General features: G+C 73.0%; 14 protein-coding genes, 1 tRNA gene and 1 pseudogene. 11 read left to right on the forward strand and 5 right to left on the reverse strand.

Annotated elements, in window-relative coordinates; all coding sequences use genetic code 11:
• Window positions 1-120 precede the first annotated feature (120 nt).
• The 4 genes from tmk (at window position 121) to VT52_RS13535 (ending at window position 6,756) form a co-directional block, all read left to right on the forward strand.
• On the forward strand, window positions 121-3,426 hold the full coding sequence (gene tmk / locus VT52_RS13520) for a dTMP kinase (RefSeq protein ID WP_046419011.1): 3,306 nt from the start codon (window positions 121-123) through the stop codon (window positions 3,424-3,426).
• 193 nt (window positions 3,427-3,619) lie between these two features.
• Window positions 3,620-4,825 carry a DNA polymerase III subunit delta' gene (locus VT52_RS13525; protein WP_046419010.1) on the forward strand — a complete coding sequence of 402 codons (1,206 nt, stop codon included), beginning with the start codon at window positions 3,620-3,622 and terminating at the stop codon, window positions 4,823-4,825.
• Window positions 4,826-4,945: 120 nt separating this feature from the next.
• Complete coding sequence (locus VT52_RS13530; RefSeq protein ID WP_046419007.1) at window positions 4,946-6,571, forward strand: alpha/beta hydrolase; 1,626 nt, start codon at window positions 4,946-4,948, stop codon at window positions 6,569-6,571.
• A 108-nt stretch (window positions 6,572-6,679) separates the two neighbouring features.
• Window positions 6,680-6,756 (forward strand) — tRNA-Thr (locus VT52_RS13535).
• A 497-nt stretch (window positions 6,757-7,253) separates the two neighbouring features.
• Here the strand turns inward: VT52_RS13535 and VT52_RS13540 are convergent.
• The 3 genes and pseudogenes from VT52_RS13540 to VT52_RS39555 form a co-directional block, all read right to left on the reverse strand.
• Complete coding sequence (locus tag VT52_RS13540) at window positions 7,254-7,445, reverse strand: hypothetical protein (protein ID WP_046419005.1); 192 nt, start codon at window positions 7,443-7,445, stop codon at window positions 7,254-7,256.
• Window positions 7,446-8,531: 1,086 nt separating this feature from the next.
• Window positions 8,532-8,945, reverse strand: a complete 414-nt coding sequence (locus VT52_RS13545; protein ID WP_046419004.1) for an NUDIX hydrolase — start codon at window positions 8,943-8,945, stop codon at window positions 8,532-8,534.
• Window positions 8,942-9,036 (reverse strand): annotated as a pseudogene (locus VT52_RS39555) (NUDIX hydrolase); the annotation flags it as partial. The gene VT52_RS13545 and the pseudogene VT52_RS39555, both read right to left, overlap by 4 nt.
• Window positions 9,037-9,292: 256 nt before the next feature.
• On the opposite strand from VT52_RS39555, the gene VT52_RS39400 reads away from it, so the two are divergent.
• Complete coding sequence (locus VT52_RS39400) at window positions 9,293-9,418, forward strand: hypothetical protein (RefSeq protein WP_276207944.1); 126 nt, start codon at window positions 9,293-9,295, stop codon at window positions 9,416-9,418.
• Window positions 9,419-9,466: 48 nt separating this feature from the next.
• Here VT52_RS39400 and VT52_RS13550 read toward each other — a convergent pair whose 3' ends face one another.
• Window positions 9,467-10,042 (reverse strand): SMI1/KNR4 family protein, encoded by a 576-nt coding sequence (locus VT52_RS13550; protein WP_053055455.1) that lies wholly within the window; start codon window positions 10,040-10,042, stop codon window positions 9,467-9,469.
• An 840-nt stretch (window positions 10,043-10,882) separates the two neighbouring features.
• On the opposite strand from VT52_RS13550, the gene VT52_RS13555 reads away from it, so the two are divergent.
• From VT52_RS13555 to VT52_RS13565, 3 genes are all read left to right on the forward strand, one after another.
• Window positions 10,883-12,472 carry a sensor histidine kinase gene (locus tag VT52_RS13555; RefSeq protein WP_240509746.1) on the forward strand — a complete coding sequence of 530 codons (1,590 nt, stop codon included), beginning with the start codon at window positions 10,883-10,885 and terminating at the stop codon, window positions 12,470-12,472.
• The gene (locus VT52_RS13560; protein ID WP_046419001.1) at window positions 12,463-13,146 is read left to right on the forward strand and encodes a LuxR C-terminal-related transcriptional regulator; all 684 of its coding nucleotides are present in this window, start codon (window positions 12,463-12,465) and stop codon (window positions 13,144-13,146) included. The genes VT52_RS13555 and VT52_RS13560 overlap by 10 nt, the downstream gene beginning before the upstream one ends.
• 155 nt (window positions 13,147-13,301) lie before the next feature.
• Window positions 13,302-14,453, forward strand: a complete 1,152-nt coding sequence (locus VT52_RS13565) for an alpha/beta hydrolase family protein (RefSeq protein WP_240509747.1) — start codon at window positions 13,302-13,304, stop codon at window positions 14,451-14,453.
• A gap of 206 nt (window positions 14,454-14,659) precedes the next feature.
• Here VT52_RS13565 and VT52_RS13570 read toward each other — a convergent pair whose 3' ends face one another.
• Window positions 14,660-15,349, reverse strand: a complete 690-nt coding sequence (locus tag VT52_RS13570; RefSeq protein ID WP_046418997.1) for an SDR family NAD(P)-dependent oxidoreductase — start codon at window positions 15,347-15,349, stop codon at window positions 14,660-14,662.
• A gap of 167 nt (window positions 15,350-15,516) precedes the next feature.
• Between VT52_RS13570 and VT52_RS13575 the strand changes: the two genes are divergently transcribed.
• From VT52_RS13575 to VT52_RS13585, 3 genes are all read left to right on the forward strand, one after another.
• Window positions 15,517-16,611 carry a winged helix DNA-binding domain-containing protein gene (locus tag VT52_RS13575; RefSeq protein ID WP_167377699.1) on the forward strand — a complete coding sequence of 365 codons (1,095 nt, stop codon included), beginning with the start codon at window positions 15,517-15,519 and terminating at the stop codon, window positions 16,609-16,611.
• A gap of 93 nt (window positions 16,612-16,704) precedes the next feature.
• Window positions 16,705-22,344 carry a non-ribosomal peptide synthetase gene (locus VT52_RS13580; RefSeq protein ID WP_053055452.1) on the forward strand — a complete coding sequence of 1,880 codons (5,640 nt, stop codon included), beginning with the start codon at window positions 16,705-16,707 and terminating at the stop codon, window positions 22,342-22,344.
• Between the two features lie 77 nt (window positions 22,345-22,421).
• The gene (locus tag VT52_RS13585; RefSeq protein ID WP_053055451.1) at window positions 22,422-23,888 is read left to right on the forward strand and encodes an MFS transporter; all 1,467 of its coding nucleotides are present in this window, start codon (window positions 22,422-22,424) and stop codon (window positions 23,886-23,888) included.
• Window positions 23,889-23,904 lie beyond the last annotated feature (16 nt).

Below are 23,904 nucleotides of genomic sequence, written 5' to 3' on the forward strand. Positions count from 1 at the left end.
GGCCGGGTTTCCGGCCGTCTCGTCCCGCCCCGCGCACGCCCCGGCATCACTTTGGTGTCGGGGCGTGCGCATGCCAGGAGTGCGGGGTGTGGTGTCGGTCGCTGCGGATAGGCTGAACGCATGACGCGAGCCGAGCAGCCAACGGCCCACACCCCAGCACCGGACGACGCCCTGGTCGCGGACTCCCGCGAACGCGCCGTGCGTTCCCTGTTGCGCCGACCTCAGTTGCGGCGCCTGTGGAGCGCGCAGTTGGTGAGCGGTGTCGGCGACATCCTCGCCCTCCTCGTCCTGGTCGTCCTCGTCCTCCAGGCGGCGATCGTCCAGGGCTCGTTCGGCGGCGGTTACCGGGGCGTGGCGTTCGCGGTCGCGACGGTCTTCGCGGCCCGCGGCCTCGCCGCGCTGCTCTTCGGCGCGGTCCTGCTGGGTCCGCTGACGGCACTCACCGCCCAGGAGGGCCCGCTCGACCGCCGCTGGACCATGGTCGGCGCCGACGGCCTGCGCGCCGCGCTGCTGATCGTGGCCCCCCTGTGGATCGACTGGACCCCGGCGGACGCGCCGGCCGTGCTGCTGGTCACCGCCTTCGTCACCGGCGTCGCCGAGCGGCTGTGGACGGTGTGCCGGGAGAGCGCGGCCCCGGCCCTGCTCCCCGCCCCGCCGCCGGAGGGCGCGACCGTACGGCCGCTGCCGGACCACATGGACGCCCTGCGCCGCCTCGCGCTGCGCACCGGCTTCCTCGCCGTGCCGCTGGCCGCCGCCGCCCTGGTCGTCGCCTCCCTGCTCAACAATCTGCTGGGCACCGGCCTGCCCTGGTTCGACCAGCACCACGCGGCCCTCGCGTCGTACGTGGCGGCGGGCCTGTTCGCCGCCTCCCTCTCCCTGCTGACCTTCCTGGAGCTGCCCGGCACGCGCACCCCCCGCCCCCGGTCCCCGCTGGAGGGCCTGCGCCGCCCGCGCACCGGCGCCGGTGTCGACAAGGGGCGCACGGGCGCGATCCCGCTGCTCGTCCTCGCCTGCGCCGCCGTGGCCGGCGGCATCTCGGCCGCCGTCTCCGTGTGCGTGCTGCACGCGACCGACCTGGGCGGCGGCCCGGTCCTGTTCGGCCTGCTGGTGCTCGGCCTGACCGGCGGCGTCGCCGTCGGCATCCGTACGGCCCCCGCGCTGCTGCCCTCGCTGTCCCGCCGCCGGCTGCTGGCCCTGGCGATCGCCTTCACCGGCATCGCGCTGCTGGCCGCCGGTCTGGTCCCGGACGTCACCACGGTCCTGCTGATCGTCACCCTGGCGGGCCTGGGCGCGGGCGTCGCCGCCAACACCGGGCACGCCCTGCTCGACCAGGAGACCGAGGACTACCGCAGGGCGCGTGTCACCGAGCACCTCCAGGCCGTCGTCCGCGTCTTCATAGCGCTCGGCGCGGTGATCGCCCCGGTGGTCGCCGGGCTGATCGGCCGGCACCGGCTGGAGAACGGCCGCTTCGTGTTCGCGCACGGCGGTGCCTCGTTCACCCTGATGCTGGTCGGCGCGCTGCTGCTGCCGGTGGCAGCGCTGGTGCTCGCCAAGGTCGACGACCGGTCCGGCATCCCACTGCGCCAGGACCTCAAGGACGCGCTGCTCGGCGGCGACGACCCGGTCGAGGCGCAGGCCGCGAACGGCTTCTTCATCGCCCTGGAGGGCGGTGACGGCGCCGGCAAGTCCACCCAGGCCGAGGCCCTCGCCGAGTGGATCCGCGCCAAGGGCCACGAGGTCGTGCTCACCCGTGAGCCGGGGGCCACCCCGGTGGGCAAGCGGCTGCGCTCGATCCTGCTGGACGTCTCCTCGGCCGGCCTGTCCCACCGCGCGGAGGCCCTGCTGTACGCCGCCGACCGGGCCGAGCACGTCGACACCGTCGTGCGCCCCGCCCTGGAGCGCGGCGCGGTGGTGATCTCCGACCGTTACATCGACTCCTCCGTCGCCTACCAGGGCGCCGGCCGCGATCTGTCCCCGACCGAGATCGCCCGTATCAACCGCTGGGCGACCGACGGGCTGGTGCCGCACCTGACCGTGCTGCTCGACGTCGCCCCGGAGGCCGCCCGCGAGCGGTTCACCGAGGCGCCGGACCGGCTGGAGTCGGAGCCCGCGGAGTTCCATGCGCGCGTGCGCTCCGGTTTCCTCACCCTGGCCGCCTCCGACCCCGGCCGCTACCTGGTCGTCGACGCCGGGCAGGAGCCCGAGGCCGTCACCACCGTGATCCGGCACCGCCTCGACACCGTGCTGCCGTTGTCCCAGGCCGAGATCGAGGCCCGGGAGGAGGCGCGCCGCAAGGCCGAGGAGGAGGCGCGCCGCAAGGCCGAGGAAGAGGCCGCGCGCAAGGCCGAGGAGGAGCGCCTGGAGCGTGAGCGCCAGGAGGAGCTGGCCCGGCTGCGTGCCGAGGAGGAGGAGCGCAAGCGCCGCGAGCTGGAGGAGGCGCAGCGCCGCGAGGCCGAGCGGCAGGCCGAGGAGGCCCGGCAGCGGGCGGCCGAGGCGGCCCGGCGAGCCGAGGAGGAGCGGCAGCGGCTGCTCGCCGAGGAGAAGGCCCGCGCCGAGGAGGAGGCGCGCCGCAGGGCCGAGGAGGAGCGCCGCCGCAAGCAGGCCGAGGAGGAGGCCCGGCTGCGCGCGGAGGAGGAGGCCCGCCAGGCCCGGATCCGCGCCGAGGAGGAGGCCAGGCTCGCCAAGGAGCGTGCCGAGGAGGCGGCCCGGCGCCTGGAGGCGCAGCGCAAGGCGGAGAGCGCCCTGCTCCGTGCCGAGGAGGCCCGCCGCCAGGCCGCCGAGGCCGCGGCGGCCGCCGATGTGGCCGCCAGCAGGCCCGGCAGCCCCCAGCCGAAGGCCCCCGGCGTGACCTCGGACGCGGTCACGGTCGCCACTCCGGTGGTGTCGCCCGGTCCCGGCACGGAGGAGACGGTGCCCACGCCGGTCGTCGCGCCGGACGCGGCCGAGCGGTCAGCCCGTGACACTCGTGACACTCGTGACGCCCGTGACGCCCGTGATGTCCGGGACACTCGTGACGCGTTCTCCGAGGCCGAGACGACCGCCGAGCTGCCCCAGCCGCCGGCCGTCGCGGGCGCCGCCGACGAGACGGCGGTGCTGCCGCAGGTGCCCGCGGACGCCGCCGACGCGACCGCCGTGCTGCCGCGGGCGAGCGCGGACGAGACGGCCGTGCTGCCGCCCGTGCGCGACGACGCCCCGGCCGACCGGATGCCGCGCGGCTTCTTCCGCGACGAGCGGACCGCGGGTCCCGACGGCTCCGAGGACCGCACCCGGGAGATGCCCCGCCCCGGCACCGAGGGCACCGCCCGCCGCCGCCCGCGTCCCGACTGGGCCGAGGAGACCCCGCTGGACGACCTGCCGTCGCTGGCGGACGAGCTGCTGGGGTCGTACGACGACGGGGACGAGCCCCGCAGGGGGCGCCGGGGCTGATCCCGGACCTCGTGGAGAGCGGCGCTCGCGTCCTGCCGGAGCAGGGGCGGGCGCCGCTCGGCGTTCCCGGCGTGGTCCTGGACGTGGTTCTGGACGTGGACCTGGGCGTGGACCCGGGTGTGGTCCTGATTGTCCGACCCCACCCGCACAATGGAGGTCGGAACGCGGAGTGCGAGGAAGGGCGGCGTGACCCATGACCGTGTGGGACGACCTCGTCGGGCAGGAGAGGGTGAGCGCGGCGCTGGCCGCCGCCGCCCGGGACGCCGACGCCCTGGTCACCGCCGCCGCGGCGGACGAGCCGCCGCCGGAGACGTCCCGGATGACGCACGCGTGGCTGTTCACCGGGCCGCCCGGCGCGGGCCGTAACCAGGCGGCGCGGGCCTTCGCCGCGGCCCTCCAGTGCGTGAGCCCCGACCGGGCCCTCGGCGGCACCCCCGGCTGCGGCTTCTGCGACGGCTGCCACACCGCGCTGCTCGGCACCCACGCGGACGTCACCGCGGTCGCCGCGGTCGGCGCCGAGATCCTGGTGAAGGACATGCGGGACACGGTCCGCAAGTCGTTCACCGCCCCGGCCGGCGGCCGCTGGCAGATCATCCTGGTCGAGGACGCCGAGCGGCTGAACGAGAAGTCGGCGAACGCCGTGCTCAAGGCCGTCGAGGAGCCCGCCCCCCGCACGGTCTGGCTGCTGTGCGCCCCCTCCATCGAGGACGTCCTGCCGACCATCCGCTCCCGCTGCCGCCACCTGAACCTGTGCACCCCGTCCGTGGACGCGGTCGCCGACATGCTCGTACGACGCGACGGCGTGGACCCCCTGGCCGCCGCCGAAGCCGCCCGCGCCACCCAGGGGCACGTGGACCGCGCCCGGCGCCTGGCCACCGACCCGGCGGCCCGCGAGCGCCGCGCCGCCGTCCTGAAGCTCCCGCTGCGCCTGGACGAGGTCGGCGCGTGTCTGCGGGCCGCCCAGGAACTGGTCGACGCGGCCGCCGAGGACGCCAAGCAGCTCGCCGAGGAGATGGACGGCAGGGAGTCCGAGGAACTGAAGGCGGCGCTCGGCGCGGTCCAGGGCGGCCGGCTGCCGCGCGGCACGGCGGGCGTGATGAAGGACCTGGAGGACATGCAGAAGCGCCGCAGGACCCGCACCCAGCGCGACAGCCTGGACGTGGCCCTCGGCGACCTCACCGCCTTCTACCGCGACGTCCTCGCCCTCCAGCTCGGCTCCCGCGTGGCGATCGCCAACGCCGACGCGCAGGACGCCCTGGACCGGCTGGCCCGCGCCGGCTCCCCGGAGTCCACGCTGCGCCGCATCGAGGCGATCGCCGCGTGCCGCGAGGCCCTGGACCGCAACGTGGCTCCGCTGCTTGCGGTGGAGGCGATGACGATGGCGCTGCGGGCGGGGTGACGGTGACATGACGCGGGTGACGGCGTCCTGCCGAACCCCTCTGGCGCGCCCCGTCCCCCGTAGGGGGCGACAATCCGAACTCCTCGCGTCCATGGCGTCGCCCAGCGTTACTCTCGCCTGATGCAGACCAGGTCCTCCACCTCCCGGCCGCGCGGCGGGCGTCCCGCGGCTCGCGCCCGCCTCACGGCCGCCGCCCTGATGACCGCCGCCCTCCTCGTGTCCGCGTGCTCCCCTGGCAGCAGCTCGATCAAGGCGTCCCCGGCCGCGTCGGCACCGGCCGGCGCGGCGGACGCCCCCGTCCTGGCCCCGCTGCCGCGCGCGGTGCCGGCCGCGCTGACGCCGTACTACACGCAGCGGCTGACGTGGCGCGACTGCGGCACCCCCGGCTTCCAGTGCGCCACGATGAAGGCGCCGCTGGACTACGACCGGCCGGGCGCGGGCGACGTACGGCTCGCGGTGACCCGCAAGGCCGCCACCGGCAAGGGCAAGCCGCTCGGTTCCCTCCTGGTCAACCCGGGCGGCCCGGGGGGCTCGGCGGTGGACTACCTCCAGCAGTACGCCGGTCTCGGCTACCCCGCCGAGGTCCGCGCCCGCTACGACATGGTGGCGATGGACCCGCGCGGCGTCGCCCGCAGCGAGCCCGTCGAGTGCCTCGACGACCGCCGGATGGACGCGTTCACGCAGACCGACGTGACCCCGGACGACCGGGCGGAGCAGAACGCGGCGGTCGCGGCGGACAAGGAGTTCGCGCGGGCCTGCGGGGCGCACTCGGCCCGGCTGCTGCGGCATGTCTCCACGGTCGAGGTGGCCCGGGACACGGACATCCTGCGCGCGGCGCTGGGCGACGCGAAGCTGAACTACGTGGGCGCGTCGTACGGCACCTTCCTCGGGGCGACCTACGCCGGCCTCTTCCCGAGCCGGGTGGGCCGCGTGGTCCTGGACGGCGCGCTGGACCCCTCGCTGGACTCCCGAACGGTGAATCTGGAGCAGGCCCAGGGCTTCGAGACGGCGTTCCAGGCGTTCACACGGGACTGCCTGCGCCGCACCGACTGCCCGCTCGGGGGCGGCGGTACGACGCCGAAGCAGGCCGCCGACCACCTGAGGGCCTTCTTCCGCAAGCTGGACGGCCACCCCGTGGCCACGGGCGACCGCGACGGCCGCAAGCTGGGCGAGGCGCTGGCCACCACCGGTGTGATCGCGGCGATGTACGACGAGGGCGCCTGGGGGCAGCTGCGCGCGGCGCTGACCTCCGCGACGAAGGGCGACGGCGCGCCGCTGCTCGCCCTCTCCGACAGCTACTACGAGCGTGACGCCGACGGCCACTACAGCAACCTGATGATGGCCAACAGCGCCGTGAACTGCCTCGACCTGCCCCCCGCCTTCACCGGTCCCGGTCAGCTGCGCCAGGCGCAGCCCGCGTTCGAGAAGGCGTCACCGGTCTTCGGCGAGGCCCTGGCCTGGCAGTCGCTGAACTGCGCGTACTGGCCGGTGCGGGCCACGGGCGAGACGCACCGCATCACGGCGAAGGGCGCGGCGCCGATCGTGGTCGTCGGCACCACACGAGACCCGGCCACCCCCTACCGCTGGGCCCAGTCCCTGGCCCGCCAGCTCTCCTCCGGCCACCTCCTGACCTACGCCGGCGACGGCCACACCGCCTTCCTCCGCGGCAGCAGCTGCATCGACTCCGCCATCGACGCCTACCTCCTCCACGGCACCCCGCCCTCCCCCGGCAAACGCTGCTCCTAGCCCCCCGCCCGGCCCCGGATCCACCCACTCCGGGGCCGGTACGAAGCACCCCCGGAAACTGTGTAGACTTACCGACGTTGCCGACGGCACCCTAGGTGCACGCAGCAAGCCGCTTTAGCTCAGATGGCCAGAGCAACGCACTCGTAATGCGTAGGTCTCGGGTTCGAATCCCGAAAGCGGCTCCATTGGAACCCCAGGTCAGATGTTTACTGACCTGGGGTTTTGTCATTCAGTGAAGGTGCGGGCGACGCTGGGAGCGGGCCGCGCGGGTATCGGTGGTCTCATTTTTGGTCTCAATGGGTCCCGTCTGGGCCCCGGCCGGTGCGGGGATGAAGAACTCGCCCATGCGCCGCATGGCAATCCACCAGCCGCAACCCCACCCCCAACCGCCGAGCCGAAGCCGCCCGGCGCCGCACGCACTGCTGAACGCCTCGGGAAGCACCCCCAGCCCCCGTGGGGGCATCTCAGCTGCTCCCGAGGTGAGCCGAGCGCGCCGTCCTGCGCGTTAGCTCGCCGACTAATGGTGGGCAGCGGTCTCTCTCCAGACCACTCGACTGTCGGTGGCCGTCGATATCGTGGCTCTCGTGTACGTGCTGTTAGGCGACCGGGGGCATGGAGTGATTGGTGAGGGGGAGCCGGCGTGAACACCGTTAAAGCTCGGGTCTGGCGGTTCGAACCACGGTCAAGCGGGCAAGGTGCGGCTTGGATCGTCGGTCGCGGGCAACTGCCGGTTGGACTGGCTCGTTTGGTCCACATCAATGCACTGGCCTGCGACCTGCAAGGCGTCGTCGACCTTCAGACCAAGGAGCTGGAAGCTCGCCTTCTTCTTAGTTACGTCGACGCTCCAGGAGGGAGTCCCCTCCAACTCGATCATCCCTCCCTTATGGCGAGTTCTCGGCACATACGGAGCTTCGTCAGCGAGTGCGCCGGGCTCGGGCTGCTGACCGCAGCGAGTGAAGCCCTGTTCTCGTGGACGGACGGAACCCACGAACTGCACAGCTTTGATGCTCTGCCGAGACCTCTGTCGAAGTCGTATCGGGGCAGTGGTGTACGCCCTGATCTGCTGTTCCATGTGCCGGAGGGTCCGATCGCGGGAGAGGCCCGTGGGCGGTATCGCAGACAGAAGGAGCTGCTGCCCAGGCGCCTTCTCTCAGAACAGCGACGGCGACTCGCTCAGCTTACGGCCTGGTCTGCTGCTCACGGCGACCACTCCTACTTCATGAGCTGGGTCTACGTCGGTCCGGCAGGGGTGGCTGTGGACATCTTCATCCCCGAAGGCAGTGAATCGGGCGGCACGCTGATAACCGACTGGGCAGACACGGAGGACGAGGACGGCCAGGAGCAGCCCTTCCACTGGGGCGAACCGGAGGCGGATACAGCGTCTGGCCCTGACGTTCTCCCGTCGAGTCAGCCGTCCCCGGCGGTGGGAGCTGCGTCCAGCGGCGCCGCAGGCGAGGAGATCATGGAGCTCGAACCACTTGGACTATTGGCGGCGGAACCCACGCGGCCTCCCCAGGAAATTGCAGAGGATGTGGTGAGTAGGCTCTACGCATCCGCTCCTGAGTCAGACCAAGAGGCCACCCTCGCCGGAATCTCCGTGCGTGGCCGTTGGGTACCGGCCGACGCCTTGGGACCTGCGAAGCACGAAGTCATGGTCGGAGTGCTTGCTGAGAGGCCGCCCCGGCAGGTGGCGATTCGGGAAAGGACGTCACGGTCGGAAGGGCGGTTTGACGTCTGTCTCGACGGACGGCTTCTCACTGTCGTTCGACCTGCTGCAGCACCTAAGCCCGGGTGGCGTCAGTTGGAGCGAGTGCTGTTCGACCCCCGCTAACGAGGTAGGTACTCACAGAGCGAAGATTTGCTAGGAAGCGAGCAGAACATCGTGGCCCCAGTTCGGCGGAGCCCCCGAGGGATACCTCGACCCTCCGGCAGAACCACGATTGTGGCTCGGAGGCGCTGCTCAGGAGAGCAGGGTCACGTCGAGGTAGTCCTGTACCGGCTCGAACAGTCCGTACGGCACGTACTCCGCAATGTCGCCATGAGCGACCCAGGCAAGCTCGGCAAGTTCCTCGGTATCGGCGACATGAGCGGTCCCGCCCAGAATCTGGCAGGCGGTGTACGACATGAGGCGGCCCGTCTTGGGGTGTACGCGTTCGCCGAGCAGCTTGACCGCCTCCACGGTCAGCCCTGTCTCCTCTTGGGTCTCCCGTACGGCGGCGGCCTCACGCTCCTCGCCGGGCTCGACCTCGCCTGCGGGGAACTGCCAGGAGAGCTGCCCCTCGCTCACCCGGCGGCGGACCACGAGAACACGGCCTTCGTGAACGATGATGGCGGCGGCGATGCCCGGCCGCTCGTCAGCGGTCTGCTGCGTCACGTCTGCTCCTCCAGGGCGGCCAGGACGGGTGGGAAGATCGTATCGACGGAGATAAAGCGGGCACCACGTTTCTGGGCACCCACATCACGTCGCCCTGGCGAGACATCCCGCTCGGGCGCCGTACTCGCGACCACGCCCGCCATCGCGACGAGATCCGCCGGCTCAAGGCCGCCGCCTTCAGCCACCTTGACTACCCCGGCGCCCGCCAGGCGATCCAAGTTCTACGGTGGCGACGCGACTTGGGCACCGGAAAGCTGACCATCGAGCGCGTCTCCTGCACCACGTGCGGGACCGCAGGTTCCGCGAGGACAATTCCAAGGTCCGCACCGGCACCCCTGCCTCGCGCCATGGCTTCCCTGCTTAACCCCGCCATTAGCGTCTTCCGCCAGGACGGCCAGACCAACATCGCCGCCGCCCTCCGACGCACCAGCCGCGACTACCACCGGCCCCTACGAGCCCTAGGTCTCACCTGACGAACCTAGACAGATCTCGATCACAATGACCCTGATGCGGGGTCCGAGTCAGGAATGAGCCGCTCTGGCGTCCGTGTGCATGACCGGCAGGCCCCACGGCTCCAGGGTGCCGTCGACGAGTTCGGCGAGGAACTGGACGACGCCCGCCGAGTAGTGCCACCATCCGCCATCACGGTTGGCGACCGTGACCGTCCAGTCATCCGGTGTGCCAACGGTGCGCCAGAGGATGAAGTCGCCCACCACCGTGTCGTTGAAGGGGAAAAGCCCTCCCGGGGCCGGGTACGGACGCATGCCAAGGGACATATCGGCTTCCCACCAGTCCTGGAGGATCACAAGCCCCTCGAATACGCCGGCATTTTCCCGTTCGCGGCCCGGCTGTGGCAGCCCCACGTGGATGAAGTCGTGACTCATCGTGAACGAGGGGTAGTACTCGGCGAGATGTTTGTAATCCGAGGGTAGCGCCGTCCCCAGATCCTCCTCCACCGTCGACCAGGCGATGGGAGCCGGTTCAGGTCTCCGGTATCTGGCCAGATCGGGCACTGCTCGTTCGAGTCGATGCACAGCCTCTGCCGGGTCTGTGATGCGGCCCCGTGGTGCTTGGGTGCCAATGAGGTCGTCATCCATGGCGCCGAGTGTGGCAGACGCCTTTCGAGGGAGTCATTGAGCGTTTCCAAGGTTCCTGTGCTTCGGCTGGCGGTGCGGAAGCGATCGGTCAGGGGCGAGTTTGCCCTGGCTCGCCGACGGCCTGGCGAAGCCGGAGACGTGGCCGGTGTTCGACGACTTCGCTCAGGTGGCCTGGTGAGTCTGCGAGCTAGTTGGCCCGTGACGCCGGTCTCACGGTCCCGCGTCGAAGGGTCTCATTTCGCCGGTCTTCCCGGAGCCCGGCGGGTTCTTGCCCTTCGGGTTCACCACGGATGGTGCCGGACTGTACTGGGTCACGTCCGGTGACGACCCCGACCGATGGACTGTCGCCGGCCGTGGGCTCGGTCTCGAACCCACGTAATTCAACGAGGGTTTCGTTCAGTTCCTCCACACCTTTGGGACGCTTGGCGGCGACCTGCGCGAAGGCCCGCACCAGCAGGTTCGTACCGTTTGATGAGCGCGAGCCGTCCTCCTCCGACGCGGCCGGAACGCCGAGTTCGCCCAGGGCATGTGGGGCCTGCAGAACACCGGCCAGAGGCCCTTGTCGTACCGATCGCGGTGGGGATCGGTACGAGGGGCCATTTTGGTCGTCCGCCCCCGCACGTCCCGCCTGTCCCTTTCCGGCCGGAGTTGTCGGTAGGGGCTTCCGGCCAGGGTAGGTGTTTGCCCACCTCAGAAGTAGGTTTCGGCCCATGGCGCTTGCCGGACCCCGCGCAGCAGCATGATCTCCGGGTCACAGCGCGTGGCCCGGATGACGAGACGGGGTCGGATATGTGGCCGTTTCCGGTGGACGGGGCGGAGCCCTGGCCGGGGAGTGTGCTCGTGGCGTTGACCACGGTCTGTGCTGTGCTGGCCTTCAGAGCGGAGCAGGCGCGCAGCCGGTCGGTGAGCACCGCGCGACCGGCTGGGCGGATCGGCTGGCCGGTAGTGGCGGGGCTGGTGGGTACGGCGGCGTACGGCAGTGTGCCTGTTCTGCTGTTCGCCCTGCACAACTTCGCCGGAGGGGCCGGCTACGTCGTCACCGTGCCGGATCTGCAACCTGACGGGCTGCTTCCGGCGGCGCTGCTGATGGCCGGCCTGCTGGCCACCACGCTGCTCACCTCGACGAGCGTGCCCGGGCGGTGGGTGCTGCCCGCGGTCGCGGCGGTGACCGGGGAACTGCTGGAATGGACGTACTGGCTCACGCATTCCTCTGCCGGCTATGGGCGGACAGTACTGAACATCCTGGTGGGCTGTGTGAGCGTCCCGCTGCTCGCCGCCCTCGCCGGTGCGGCCTTGCGCCGGCCGGCGAACGGCAGGCCCGCGCGTCTGGCCGCGGCCGGCGCGTCGAGCTCCGCGCGCTGGGCCCTGCTGCTGCCCGCCGTCGTGGTGATGACCGGTGACCTGCTCGGCCTCGATCTGTGGCAGTCCGCGTCACCGGGCACAGGTGTCGGGCCGGCAGCGGTGGGTTACCTGGTGGGGCTGGCGCTGCTGGCGGTCGTCGTGGCCGGGCTGGCGCGTTGGCCGAGGGCGGCGGCGGACCTGGCGGTCCTGGGGCTGGTGGGGATCGGGGTGTACGACATCGCCCAGAGCGGGTTCGGGCAATCCCTGGTGGTGGTGCAGAAGTTCGGCTCCCCGCGTGGGCCGGCGCCGCTGCTCCCCGTGGAGACGGCTCACCATGCGTCGGTCCTCGGCGGGATCCAGGGGGCGGTGCTGCTGGCCCTCGGGATCTGGCTGCTGCCGCTGACCGTGTTGCCGCATGCAGGGCGGCTGTTGGGGCGCGGGCCGGATCTGGCGCTTACCCGGCGGGTACGGGAACTGACGGAGACGCGGGCCGATGCGGTCAGCTCCGCGGCGGCGGAGCTGCGCAGGATCGAGCGGGACCTGCACGACGGCGCGCAGGGACGGCTGGTCACCATCGGGATGAACCTTCGGGTCGCCGAGGAGATGATCCACAGCGATCCGCACGAGGCCGCCGCACTGGTCGTGGAGGCCCGCGTCGCCTCGGCGGCGGCGCTGGAGGAACTGCGCGGCCTGATCCGGGGGATTCACCCGCCGATGCTGGCCGACCGGGGCCTGGGGGAGGCGGTCCGGGCACTCGCACTGGATCTGCCCCTGCCGTGCGAGACCGAGATCGATCTGCCCGAACGGCTCGCCGCCCCGCTGGAGTCGGCCTGCTACTTCGTCGTTGCCGAGGTGGTCACGAACGCCGTCCGGCACGCCTCGGCGCACGGACTCCAGATCCGCATGGCCCGGACGGACGGGGTGTTGCGCATCGAGGTGGCCGACGACGGAGTGGGCGGCGCAGATACCGCCCGGGGCACGGGCCTGGCGGGGGTGGAGCGACGGCTGGCGGCCTTCGACGGCATTCTCGCGGTCAGCAGCCCGCCCGGGGGACCGACGATCGTGGCCGTGGAGGTGCCGTGCGCGTAGTCGTCGCGGAAGACCTCTTCCTGCTCCGGGAGGGACTGGTCAGGCTCCTCAAGGCACGTGGGTTCGAGATCGTGGCGGCCACCGACAGCGCGCCGGGCCTGTTCGGCGCGCTGCTGGAGTTCCGGCCGGACCTCGCGATCGTGGACATCAGGCTGCCGCCCACCCACACCGACGACGGCCTCCGTGCGGCGCTCGACGCCCGGCAACGGATACCCGGACTGCCGATCCTGCTGCTCTCCCAGTACGTCGAGCAGATCTACGCCCAGGAGTTGCTCGCCGACCAGGCCGGAGGGGTCGGTTACCTGCTCAAGGACCGGGTGTTCAGCGACGACCAGTTCGTCGACGTGATCCGGACGGTCGCCGCGGGCGGCACGGTCATGGACCCCGAAGTGGTCACCAAGCTGCTGGGCCGCGGCAGCCGCGGCGGACGCGGGCCCCTCTCCCGGCTGACCGAGCGGGAACGCCAGGTGCTGGAGCTCATGGCCGAGGGACGCTCCAACAGCGCCATCGCGAAGCGGCTCTTCATCAGCGAGAAGGCCGTTTCCAAGCACAGCACCAGCATCTTCACCAAGCTGGAGCTCGCCCCCTCCGACGACGACAACCGCCGCGTGCTGGCCGTGCTCGCCCACCTCATGCCCGCGCCGCGTGAAAGCCGCATCGCCCTGGGCCACTGAGCTGATCGATGCCGAAACGTTGCTGCGCCGGGCCGGCGGTTCAAGCGCCGGTGGTGGCCCGGTGCTGCCCGGAAACCCCGTGCTGCCCATAACCCCAGGGAGGGTTTGTGACAACCACGCCGTTCATGAACCGAGAAGGAATGACGCGCCGCCGTATGCTCGCAGCCGCGCTGGCGGTCGGGGCCGCCGCGCCGATGGGCGCCGCAGGCCCGGCGTTGGCGGCTTCGACCGCCCCGGGCCCGGCGCAGCTCACCCTGCCCGTGCCCACCGGACCGTACCGGGTGGGCACGGTGCCCCTGCACCTCGTCGACGCTTCCCGTCCGGATCCCGTGGCCGGCCCCGGGCGTCACCGCGAGCTGATGGCCGCAGTCTGGTACCCCGCACGCAAGGCCGAAGACCTGCCGCGCGCCCCCTGGATGACCGAGGGCGCGTTGCGGGCGTTCCTGGCGGATGTCGGCTTCCTCCTCGACCCCGCCCTCGGCCCGCTCACTGCCGGGCACGTGGGAGCGCCCGTACACCGTGCGGGCCATCGCCTGCCCGCCATCGTGTACTCGCACGGCTCGGGCAGCCACCGCGGCGACCACACCATCATGGTCCAGGAACTCGCCAGCCACGGCTATGCCGTGGTCACCGTCGACCACACCCACGACACGTTCACCGAGTTCCCCGACGGCCGGGTGCTCACCCCGGGCGACGTCCCGATGTACCCGAGGGACTTCGCCGCGGACCTCCGGTTCCTGCTCGACTGCGTGGAGGGGCTCGCCGCCGGGCGCAATCCCGACGTCGACGGCAAGCCACTGCCCCAGGGCCTGCTCGGCGCTCTCGACCCGCAGCGCATCGGCGCGTTCGGCTGGTCGAAGGGCGGCACCGCCACCGCGCTCACCATGCTCGCCGACCGGCGTGTCCGCGCCGGGCTCGGCATCGACGGCCCGATGCAGCCGACCATCACTGCCGACCTGGACCGGCCCTTCATGATGATGACCGCCGTGTTCACCCGGACCGCCATGCCGGACGTCGAGGAGTTCTGGACGCATCTTCGCGACTGGCGGCTCGACATCCGGGCCGACGGGGCCGTCCACAACTCATACGGCGACAACGCGACGCTGATCCCGCAAGCGGGCAAGATCCTCGGTATGACCGACCAGCAGATCCAGGACTGGATCGGCACCCTCGACCCGGCTCGGGCCGTACGGATCCAGCAGGCGTATCCGCTCGCCTTCTTCGACCTGCACCTGCGGCACCGGGGGCAGGGGCACCTGCTCGACGGCCCGTGTCCGGCCTTCCCGGAGGTGAGGTTCATCCCGTGAAGCGACTGCCGCGTCATGCTTCGGGCCGGTATGCGTACTGGTCGAACCCACGGTCTGCGTGAGCGATGCGTGAGCGGACGGTGCGGCACGAACGGTCACGAGCCGCACCGCGCATCACAGCGCACATCATTCTGAAAAGCGGCTCGGTCGGGGCCCGGCTCGGGCATTTTCCGAGCCGGGCTTCATTGTTTCCGCGCATATGGTGCCTACCAGGGCAGCGGGCCCGTCGCGTCGAAGTAGCCGCCGGTCGGGCCGTCCGGGCCCAGCTGGGCCATCCGGACGATGATCTCGGCGCCCTGCTCGACGCTCTGCGTGCCCTCGTGCCGGTTCAGGTCCGTCGCGGTGTAGCCGGGTTCCACGGCGTTGACCCGCATCCGGGGGAACGCCTTGGCGAACTGCACGGTGAGCATGTTGACCGTGGTCTTGGAGGCCGGGTAGGCGACGCCGGGGTAGCCCTTGCCCGCGTGGGTCAGCGAGGCGAGGCTGCTGCTGACGTTGACCATGACCGGGGCGGCGGAGCGTTCCAGCAGCGGCAGGAAGGCGTGGGTCACCCGGACCAGGCCGAAGACGTTGGTCTCGAACACCTCCCGCATCACGTCGGCGGTCAGCTCCGCGGCGCCGATGATGCCGCCTTGCGGTGACCGCACCTCGATCCCGGCGTTGTTGACCAGGACGTCCAGGCCGCCGTCGGCCTCGACGGCGGCCGCGGCGGCGGCGACCGAGGCGTCGTCGGTGACGTCGAGCCGTACGAACCGGGCGCCGAGCCCGGCCGCGGCCGCCGTGCCCCGCTCGACGTCGCGGGCTCCCACGTAGACGGTGTGGCCGGCGGCGATCAGACGGCGGGCGGTCTCGTGGCCGAGGCCCTTGTTGGCTCCGGTGATCAGGGTTGTCGTCATGGGGCCCAGCCTCCCTCCGGGGCCTCGCGATCGACCAATGGTTTAAGGGAGCCCGGCGCCCCGGCACGGTGTCCTCGTACGCCCCGCGAGGTCCGTACACCGTGCGGGCCGGACGGCGAGCGGCTACGGTTCGGGGACCGTCGGCAGCCAGAAGGCAGGGGGAGGACGTGCGGGAGCTCGGTCCGGCTGAGGGGAGGGCGCTGCGCGCGTGGGCGCAGGGTGTGGGCGGGGAGCGGCGCGCGGCGTCGGTCACCGAGGTGCTGGAGCGGTGCCTGGCGGTGCAGGCGCAGGACGTGCGGGCGGCGGCGCTGGGGATCAGGGCGCGTGGCCATGGGCTGACCGAGGCGGATGTGCGCCGGGCGCTCGGTGCCGGGCCCGGCGTGGTGCGGGGCTGGTTCATGCGGGGCACGCTGTACCTGGTTTCTGCCCGTGACGCGGGCTGGCTGCGGGAACTGCTCGCGCCGCTGCTGCTGCGCCGCAGCGAGCGCCGGTACCGCGAGCTGGGGCTCGGTACGGCCGAACTCGACCTGGGGGAGCGGGTGATCGCGGAGGCGCTCGCGGACGGACCCCTGACCCGGGACGAGCTCGCGGCACGGATGACCGGAGCCGGCCTCCACGCCGTCGGACAGGTCCCGTTCCATCTCGTACGGCGGTCCGCGCTGCTCGGCACCGCCTGCTTCGGCCCGGTCCGGGAGGACGGCTCCGCCACCTATGTGCTCGCCGCCGACTGGCTGCCCGACGCGGCCGGGCCCCGCGGCGCGGACGCCGTGCGGGAGTTGCTGCGCAGATACCTGACGGCGCACGGCCCGGCGACGGTGGCCGACTTCGCCACCTGGTCGGGGCTGGGGCTGCCCGCCGTGCGCGCGGCGTGGAAGGAACTGCTCGGGGCCGGGCTGACCGAACCGTGCCGCGTCGAGGGGCAGGACGGGTACGTGCTGGCGGCCGGTATCCCGTCCGGTCCGGAGCCGGTGGGAGATGTCCGGCTGCTGCCGGCCTACGACAACTACCTGGTGGGCTTCACCGACCGCCGGCTGTCCGTCGAGCCCGAGCACACCCGCCGGGTCTGGCCGGGCGGCGGTCAGATCAGCCCCACCGTGGTGGTGGACGGGCTGGTGCGCGGGGTGTGGCGCCGGGACCGGACGCGCGGTGTCGACCTGGAGATGTTCCACGGCGCGGACGGGCGGACCCCGGACGCGGACGGGCCCCACGCGCGGGCCCTCGACGCCGAGGTCCGGGACGTCGCCCGCTTCCTCGCCGTCTGACCCCGGGGCGGCCGCGCCCCCGCGCCGCATAACCCCGGGCTAACCGCGCCCCCCTACGGTCCTGGCAGACGTGCCGAGACCGTAGGAGAACAGGTGGCGATCATCCCTCCCCCGGGTGCACCCGCGCGCTCACCGGAACGGGCCCGGCTGCTGAGGGCGCTCGCGGAGCGCCGGCCGGTACGGCACGGCATCGCGCGCCGGGATCCGGCCGGGGCGCTCGTCCCAGCGTCGTACGCGCAGGCCGGGCTGTGGATGGTCGCCGAGCTGGAGCAGGGGACGTCGGCGTACACCGTGCCGCTGCCCGTGTCGTTGCGCGGCGATCTGCACGTCGACGCGCTGGGCGCGGCGCTGAGCCGCGTGGTCGAGCGGCACGAGGCGCTGCGCACCACGTTCACCGAGCGCGAGGGGGAGTTGTACCAGGTCGTCGGCGAGGCCGTGCCGGTTCCGCTGCCGGTGCGCGACCTGGCCGGCGCGGACGCCGAGGAGGTGTCCCGCAGGCTCGCCGCGGCGCAGGCGGCCCGGTTCGACCTCGGCAACGGGCCCCTCCTGCGCGCCGAACTGCTCCGGCTCGGGCCGCGGGAGCACCTGCTGGTGCTCACCGTGCACCACATCGCCTGCGACGGCTGGTCCGTGCCCCTCCTGCACGCCGAACTGGCGGATGCCTACAACTCGATCCTGCGCGGTGCCCCGTCGGGAATGCCTCGACTGCCCATCCAGTACGCGGATTTCGCGAGCTGGCAGCGGGACCGGCTCGACGCCGCCGAGCGGGAGCGGCTGATCGGCTACTGGCGCACCAGGCTGGACGGCGCGGGGATCACCCTGCCGACCGACCGGCCCGCCGATCCTGCGCGGGCGGCGGAGGCGGCGGACGGCGGCCTGTGCCGGGCGACGGTGCCCCCGTCCACCGTGGAGCGGCTGGATCTGATCGCCCGGGGCGCGGGCGCGTCCCGGTTCATGACCGTCGCCGCGCTGCTCGGCGTGCTGCTCGCCCGGCACACCGGGCAGCGGGACCTGCTGTTCGGCTCCACCGCGGCCCAGCGCCAGGAGCCGGAACTGCGCCATCTGATAGGGCTGTTCACCAACGCGTTCCCGGTCCGCGCCGACCTCTCGGGCAATCCGACGTTCCGGGAGCTGCTCGCGCGTACCCGCCGCGACATGGTCGCCGACTACGCGGGCAGCGCGCTGCCGTTCGGGCTGCTCGTCGATGCCGTGCGGACCGAACACACCGGCACCCGGACGCCGTTGATACGGGTCCATGTCCAATTCGAGGAGGGGGAGGGCGAGTCCACGGCGTATCAGCGGCTGCCGGCGTACGACGGGCTGACCGCGGCGGGGCTCGTCCCGGAGCTGAGGGCCGCCAAGTTCGACCTCAACTTCATGGTGCGCGCCGAAGCGGGGGCGTTCGTACTGGACCTCGTCCACGCGCGGGACCTGTTCGACCCGGCCTCCGCCGCCCGGCTCGCCGCGCTCTACGCCCGGGTGGCCGAGGCGGTGGCGGCCGATCCCGATCTGGGCGTCGAGGACCTGCCGCTGCCCGAGCCGCCGCGGCCCGTCGCACGGGTGCGTACGACCGTGTCGGCGCCTGCGCCTGCGCCTGCGCCGGCCCCGGCGCCGGCCGGCGCGCCCGGTCCGGAAGCCGGTCCGCAGCTGGAGCGGGTCCGCCTCGCCTGGCGGGAGGTGCTGGGCGCGGCGGAGATCCATCCGCACAGCGACTTCTTCGACCTGGGCGGCAACTCCTTCGCCGCGCTCAAGGTACGGCGGCTGCTCGGCGGCGGCGTACCGCTCGCCGAACTGTTCCGTCACCGGACCGCGGGGGCGCTCGCCGGCTATCTGGCCGAGGGGGCGCCGCCGGACGGGCGGCTGCTGTGGCCGCTCACCAGCGACGACTCCCGGGCCGGGCTGACCGTCGTCGCGATCCCCTACGCCGGCGGGGCCGCGACCGCCTACCAGCCGCTCGCGGACGCGCTGCCGCCGCGCTTCCGGCTGTGGGCGGCGAGCCTGCCCGGCCACGAGGGCGACGACCGCGAGTTCCTGGAGTTCGGCGTGGCAGTCTCCCGGCTGGCCGACGAGATCCAGGAGCGTGTCACCGGCGCCCTCGTGGTCTACGGGCACTGCGCGGGCGCGTCCCTCGCCGTGGCGGTGGCCCGCGAACTGGAGGCACGGGGAGCCGAGTTGCGGGCCGTCCATGTCGGAGCCAGCCTCACCGACCCGGACGCCGAGGCCAACCTGGCGCGCGTCATGGAGAGTTCGGGCGACGAGTTCTACACCTACATCAAGGCCATCGGCGGCTTCGACGGCGCCCTGGACGACGCCGACCGCGATCAGGTGCTCGCCGCGGTACGGCACGACATGGCCGGCGCGACCCGCTTCCAGGCCGCGGCGCACGGCACGCCCGGACCACGGCTGCGCGCCCCGCTGCACTGCGTGCTCGGCACCGCCGACCCGGTCACCCCGGACCCGGAGCGCGGCCACCACGGCTGGTCGGTCTTCGCCGACGACGTGCGGCTCGACCTGATCGAGGGCGGCGGCCACTACTTCGTCCGCGACCACGCCGCGGAGCTGGCCCGGGTCATCGGCGCGGCGTCTCCGGCCGTCGCCGCGCCGGCGCCCTCCGCCGCGCCGGCGGCCCGGCTGCCGGTCGTCTGCCTTCCGCACACCGGTGCCGGCGCGTCGTTCTTCCGCCCCTGGCGGACCGGCCCGGACTTCGAGATCATCGCGCCCGATCTGGCCGGGCACGACAAGCGGTTCGGCGAGCCGCCACACCGCACGGTGGCCGCCGCCGTCGCCGATCTGCTGCCCCGGGTGCTCTCGGCCCTGGACGGCCGGGACGAGGCCGTGCTGTTCGGCCACTGCCTGGGCGGCACCGTCGCCTTCGAGCTGGCCGAGCTGCTCCCGCGGCACGGCGTACGCGTCCGGCACCTGGTCATCAGCGGTACCCCGGGCCCCACCGTGCCCCGGCCCCCGCGGACCACCGGGCTGCCGGACGGGGAGTTCCTGACCCGGCTGGAGGAACTGGCCGGATACCGCCACCCGGCGCTGGCCGACCCGGAGATGGCGGACCTGCTGCTACCGGTCCTCCGCGCCGACCAGGAGATGTACGAGGGGTACCACCGGGCCTCGGTCGCCCCGCTCGACGTGCCGGTCACCGTGCTGCGCGGGGCGGCCGACGCACTGGTGAGCGCCGTCGACTCGGCGCGCTGGCAGGAGGCGACGACCCGGCCGCTGCGCACCCTTGAGGTCGCCGGCGGCCACATGTACCTGGCGGACGACCCCGGGCCCGTCCTGGAGCTGGTCGAATGGCTGGCCGACGGTGTCGGGGAACGGCTCGCCGCCGTGCTCGCCGCGCCGAGCCCGCGCCCCGACTGGGGGCTGCCGGAACTCGCCGGACCGGCCTCCCGGAGCACGTGGGGAACGGGCGCGGCGCCACGGCACCGTGTGCTCGCGGCGGCCGCGCTCGTCCTGGGCAGGTACCAGAACCTGCCGGTCACCGTTCTCGCGGTACGACAGGACACGGAGGCCGACCAGCCGGTCCTGGTCGCCTTCCCGACCGACCCGGCGGACGAGGCCGCCCATCTGCTCGCCGTCGCGAGGGAGGCGCTCACGGGGAGGTGGCCGCGATTCGGTCCCCTGCTCGCCGCCGTGCTGGGCGAGGGCGCTCCGGCCGTCGAGGTCCGCTTCGACGAGGCGGCGCGGACCGGTTTCCCGCTCACCCTGACCGTGGGCGGCCGTCGTGCCGGGGCCGTCGGCGGTGACCTCGCCGGCACACTCACCACGACCGTGCGCGGCGATCTGATCGGCCCGGGGGCCGCCGAGCGGTTCGCGGGTGCCGTCGCACACGTCGCCGGGCAACTTGCCTCCGAAGAAGGCCGGTTGGACCGGATCGAGCTGCTGGACGCGGCCGCCGCGGAGCGTGTCCGGCGTCTGGGCACCGGGCTCGCGCTGCCCGCCGGGCAGCACCGGATCGACGATCTCGTCGCCGCCCGCGCCGCCGAGCGGCCGGACGGCGTCGCGGTCACCGACGGTCGGCGCCGGCTGAGTTACGGCGCCCTGGACCAGGCCGCGAACCGGGTCGCGCGGGCGCTGCGCGAGCTGGGCGTCGGACACGGCGACCGCGTCGGCGTCTGCATGGCCCGGGGCTGGGAGCTGGTCGTGGTGCTGCTCGGGGTGCTGCGCGCCGGAGCCGCGTACCTGCCCATGGAGCCGGACAACCCGCCGGAGCGGCTGGCGCGGATCGTCGCCGCCGCCGGCCCCCGGCTCGTGGTGACCGGGGTGGCCGGCTTCCCGGCGGCCGGGAACTGCCGGCGGGTGTCCCCCTCGCGGCTCGGCGTCCTCGCCGGGCGTCAGTCCGCGGCGCCCCCGGAGCGCACCGGGGACGCGGGCGACGCGGCCTACGTCATCTGCACCTCGGGCTCGACGGGTGCGCCGAAGCCGGTCGCGGTCGCGCACCGCAGCGTCACCGCGCTGATCGCCGGCACCGGGACCGCCTTCGGATTCGACCCCGGCGACGTCTGGGCGCTCTTCCACTCGGTCGCGTTCGACATGTCCGTGTGGGAGATCTGGGGCGCGCTGACCACGGGGGGCCGGCTCGTCGTGGTGCCGGGGCGGGTGACCCGCGCCCCGGACGAACTGCACCGGCTGCTCGCCGAGGAGGGGGTGACGGTGCTGAACCAGACGCCCACCGCCTTCGGCATGCTCATCGACGCCGACCGGGACGCCCCGCGCCGGCTGGCCGTCCGCCTGGTCACCCTGGGCGGGGAGCCGCTCGACACCCGGATGCTCCTGCCCTGGTTTTGGCGGTACCCGCGGCGGTGCCGGCTGGTCAACCTCTACGGCATCACCGAGACCACCGTGCACAGCACCTGGACGACGGTGACGCCGGAGATCGCCGCGACCGCGTCCCGCTCGGTCGGGGTGCCGCTGCCGGGGGAGTCGCTGACGGTCCGGGACCGGGCCGGCCGGCTCCTGCCGGTGGGTGTGCCGGGGGAGATCCACGTGGGCGGGGTGGGGGTGGCGCTCGGTTACGTCGGTCTGGCGGAGCTGACGGCGCAGCGGTTCGGGGTGGATCCGGACGGCACCCGGGTGTACCGGAGCGGGGACCGCGGCCGGTTGCTGCCCGACGGGACGGTAGAGCACCTGGGCCGGCTGGACGACCAGGTCAAGCTGCGCGGCTACCGCATCGAACCCGGGGAGGTACGGGCCGCGCTGCTCACCGCGGACGGCGTCACCGGCGCGGCGGTGGTGATCGGCGGCACGCCGGAGGCCCCGCGTCTCGACGCCTATGTGACGCCCGCCGGGGTGGATCCGGCGGCGGTACGGCGGCGGGTGCGCGCGCTGCTGCCCTCGTACATGGTCCCGGCCACGGTCACCGCGCTCGACGCGTTCCCGCTGACGGTGAACGGCAAGCTCGACCGGGGGCGGCTGCCGGGGCCCGGCGCCGACGCGGTGTCCGGGAGTCCGCCGGCGGCAGGCGGTACGGCGGCGGCAGGCGGTACGTCAGGGGCCGCTGTGCCGGAGGTGACGGAGGATCTGCTGGCCGGGATCTGGGAGCGGCTCACCGGGTTGCGGGCCGGTGGGGAGGGCAACCTCTTCGATGCGGGCGCCGATTCCGTGACCATCAGCAGGTTCGTCGCGGAGCTGCGCGCCCGGGGCCTCGGCCAGGTGACCGCCCGGGACGTCTACGAACGGGCGACACCCAGGGACTTGGCCGCACACCTGCGCAGCCGCCCGGCGTAACCGCCGGATAACTCATCGCTCTTACCGTACCGCGCGTCCCACGACTCATGACCGTGCACGACGAACCAGGAGCACAGATGACCGGCGACACCGAGGCTTTACCGGCGCCGAACCCGCTTCGCTGGAAGGCCCTGATCGGACTGGCCCTCGTCCAGTTCATCATCTTCCTGGACGCGACGAACGTGAACGTCGCGCTGCCGTCGATCCAGCGTGATCTGAACCTGAGCCAATCGGAGCTGACCTGGGTGGTCAACGCGTACCTGATCGCGGCGGGCGGTCTGCTGCTGCTCGGCGGCCGGCTCGGGGACCTCGTGGGGCGCCGCCGCGTGTTCACCGCGGGTGCGGCCCTGCTGGCCGTCTCCTCGCTCACCGCCGCCCTGTCCACCTCGTCGGGCATGCTCATCGGGAGCCGGTTCGCGCAGGGCGTCGGCGAGGCGCTCGCGGCACCGACCGCGCTCTCCATGGTGGCGCTGCTCTTCACCGACGAGCGGGAGCGGACCAAGGCGCTGGGCATCTGGGGCGGCCTCGCGGGTCTCGGCGCGGCGTCGGGTGTGCTGCTGTCCGGGGTCCTCACCGACCTGGCGAGCTGGCACTGGATCTTCTACATCGGGGTCCCGCCGTGCGTGATCTCGCTGGTGATGACCCTCAGGCTGGTCCCGGAGACACGGGAGGCGGCGGAGACCGGCGGGCGCCGGACGAGCTGGCTCAGTGCCGTACTGCTGACCGGCGGCATGATCGCCTTCGTGCACGGCCTGCTCAACGGCATCGACCACCCGTGGGGTTCGTCCGCGGTGCTCGCGTCCCTGATCGGCGGCCTGGTCGCGCTGGCCGTGTTCGCGGTGCTCCAGCTGCGCAGCGCGAATCCGCTCATCCCGCTGGGGTTCTTCACCAGCCGCACCCGGCTGACGGGGTACGCGGGGCAGGTGTTCATGGCGGTCTCCACCTCGGTGATGTTCTTCCTCGTGGTGCTGTTCATGCAGCAGACCGCGCACTACTCGCCGCTGCAGAGCGGCCTGGCCTGGCTGCCGTACACCGTCCTGTTCGCTCCCGGGCTGGTGCTCTCCACCCGGCTGATGCCGGTGCTCGGGTCGCGGCTGCTGCTCTCGGTGGGGCTGCTGGTCATCGGGGTGGGGATCTTCCTCTTCAGCCTGCTCGGCGGGCACAGCGGCTTCGTCACCGGTCTGTTGCCGGGGATGGCGCTCGCCGCGTTCGGCTCCGGCCTCGCGGCCCCCGCGCTCCAGCTCTCCGCGCTCGACGACGTCTCGCCGAGCAACGCGGGGCTCGGCTCGGGTGTGCTGACGTCGCTCCAGCAGATCAGCCAGTCGCTGGGCCTGTCGGTGATCATGACCATCGGGCTGAGCCACGCGCACGCGCTCCGCGTCTCGGGCACCGGTGCGGCGAAGGCGGCGGAGGAGGGGCGGTCGCTCTCCTTCGTGATCGCCGGTGCGGTGCTCGTGGTGGGCGCGGTCACCTGCTACCTGATCGCCAACCGCACGATCAAGCCGGCGGCCGCCGACGACGCGGCCGTGCCGCTCACCGCCTAGGAGCGCGTCCGGCCCC

This window comes from Streptomyces malaysiense (genome assembly GCF_000980885.2).
Taxonomy (GTDB): Bacteria; Actinomycetota; Actinomycetes; order Streptomycetales; family Streptomycetaceae; genus Streptomyces; species Streptomyces malaysiense.

What these genes read in the sequence shown, in the direction of transcription:
- VT52_RS13570 (WP_046418997.1), bottom strand. Translation starts at nt 15,349, where the DNA reads ATGACGACAACCCTGATCACCGGAGCCAACAAGGGCCTCGGCCACGAG.
- VT52_RS13530 (WP_046419007.1), top strand. Translation starts at nt 4,946, where the DNA reads ATGCAGACCAGGTCCTCCACCTCCCGGCCGCGCGGCGGGCGTCCCGCG.
- VT52_RS13540 (WP_046419005.1), bottom strand. Translation starts at nt 7,445, where the DNA reads ATGATCGAGTTGGAGGGGACTCCCTCCTGGAGCGTCGACGTAACTAAG.
- VT52_RS13525 (WP_046419010.1), top strand. Translation starts at nt 3,620, where the DNA reads ATGACCGTGTGGGACGACCTCGTCGGGCAGGAGAGGGTGAGCGCGGCG.
- VT52_RS39400 (WP_276207944.1), top strand. Translation starts at nt 9,293, where the DNA reads ATGGCTTCCCTGCTTAACCCCGCCATTAGCGTCTTCCGCCAGGACGGC.
- VT52_RS13565 (WP_240509747.1), top strand. Translation starts at nt 13,302, where the DNA reads ATGCTCGCAGCCGCGCTGGCGGTCGGGGCCGCCGCGCCGATGGGCGCC.
- tmk (WP_046419011.1), top strand. Translation starts at nt 121, where the DNA reads ATGACGCGAGCCGAGCAGCCAACGGCCCACACCCCAGCACCGGACGAC.
- VT52_RS13550 (WP_053055455.1), bottom strand. Translation starts at nt 10,042, where the DNA reads ATGGATGACGACCTCATTGGCACCCAAGCACCACGGGGCCGCATCACA.
- VT52_RS13585 (WP_053055451.1), top strand. Translation starts at nt 22,422, where the DNA reads ATGACCGGCGACACCGAGGCTTTACCGGCGCCGAACCCGCTTCGCTGG.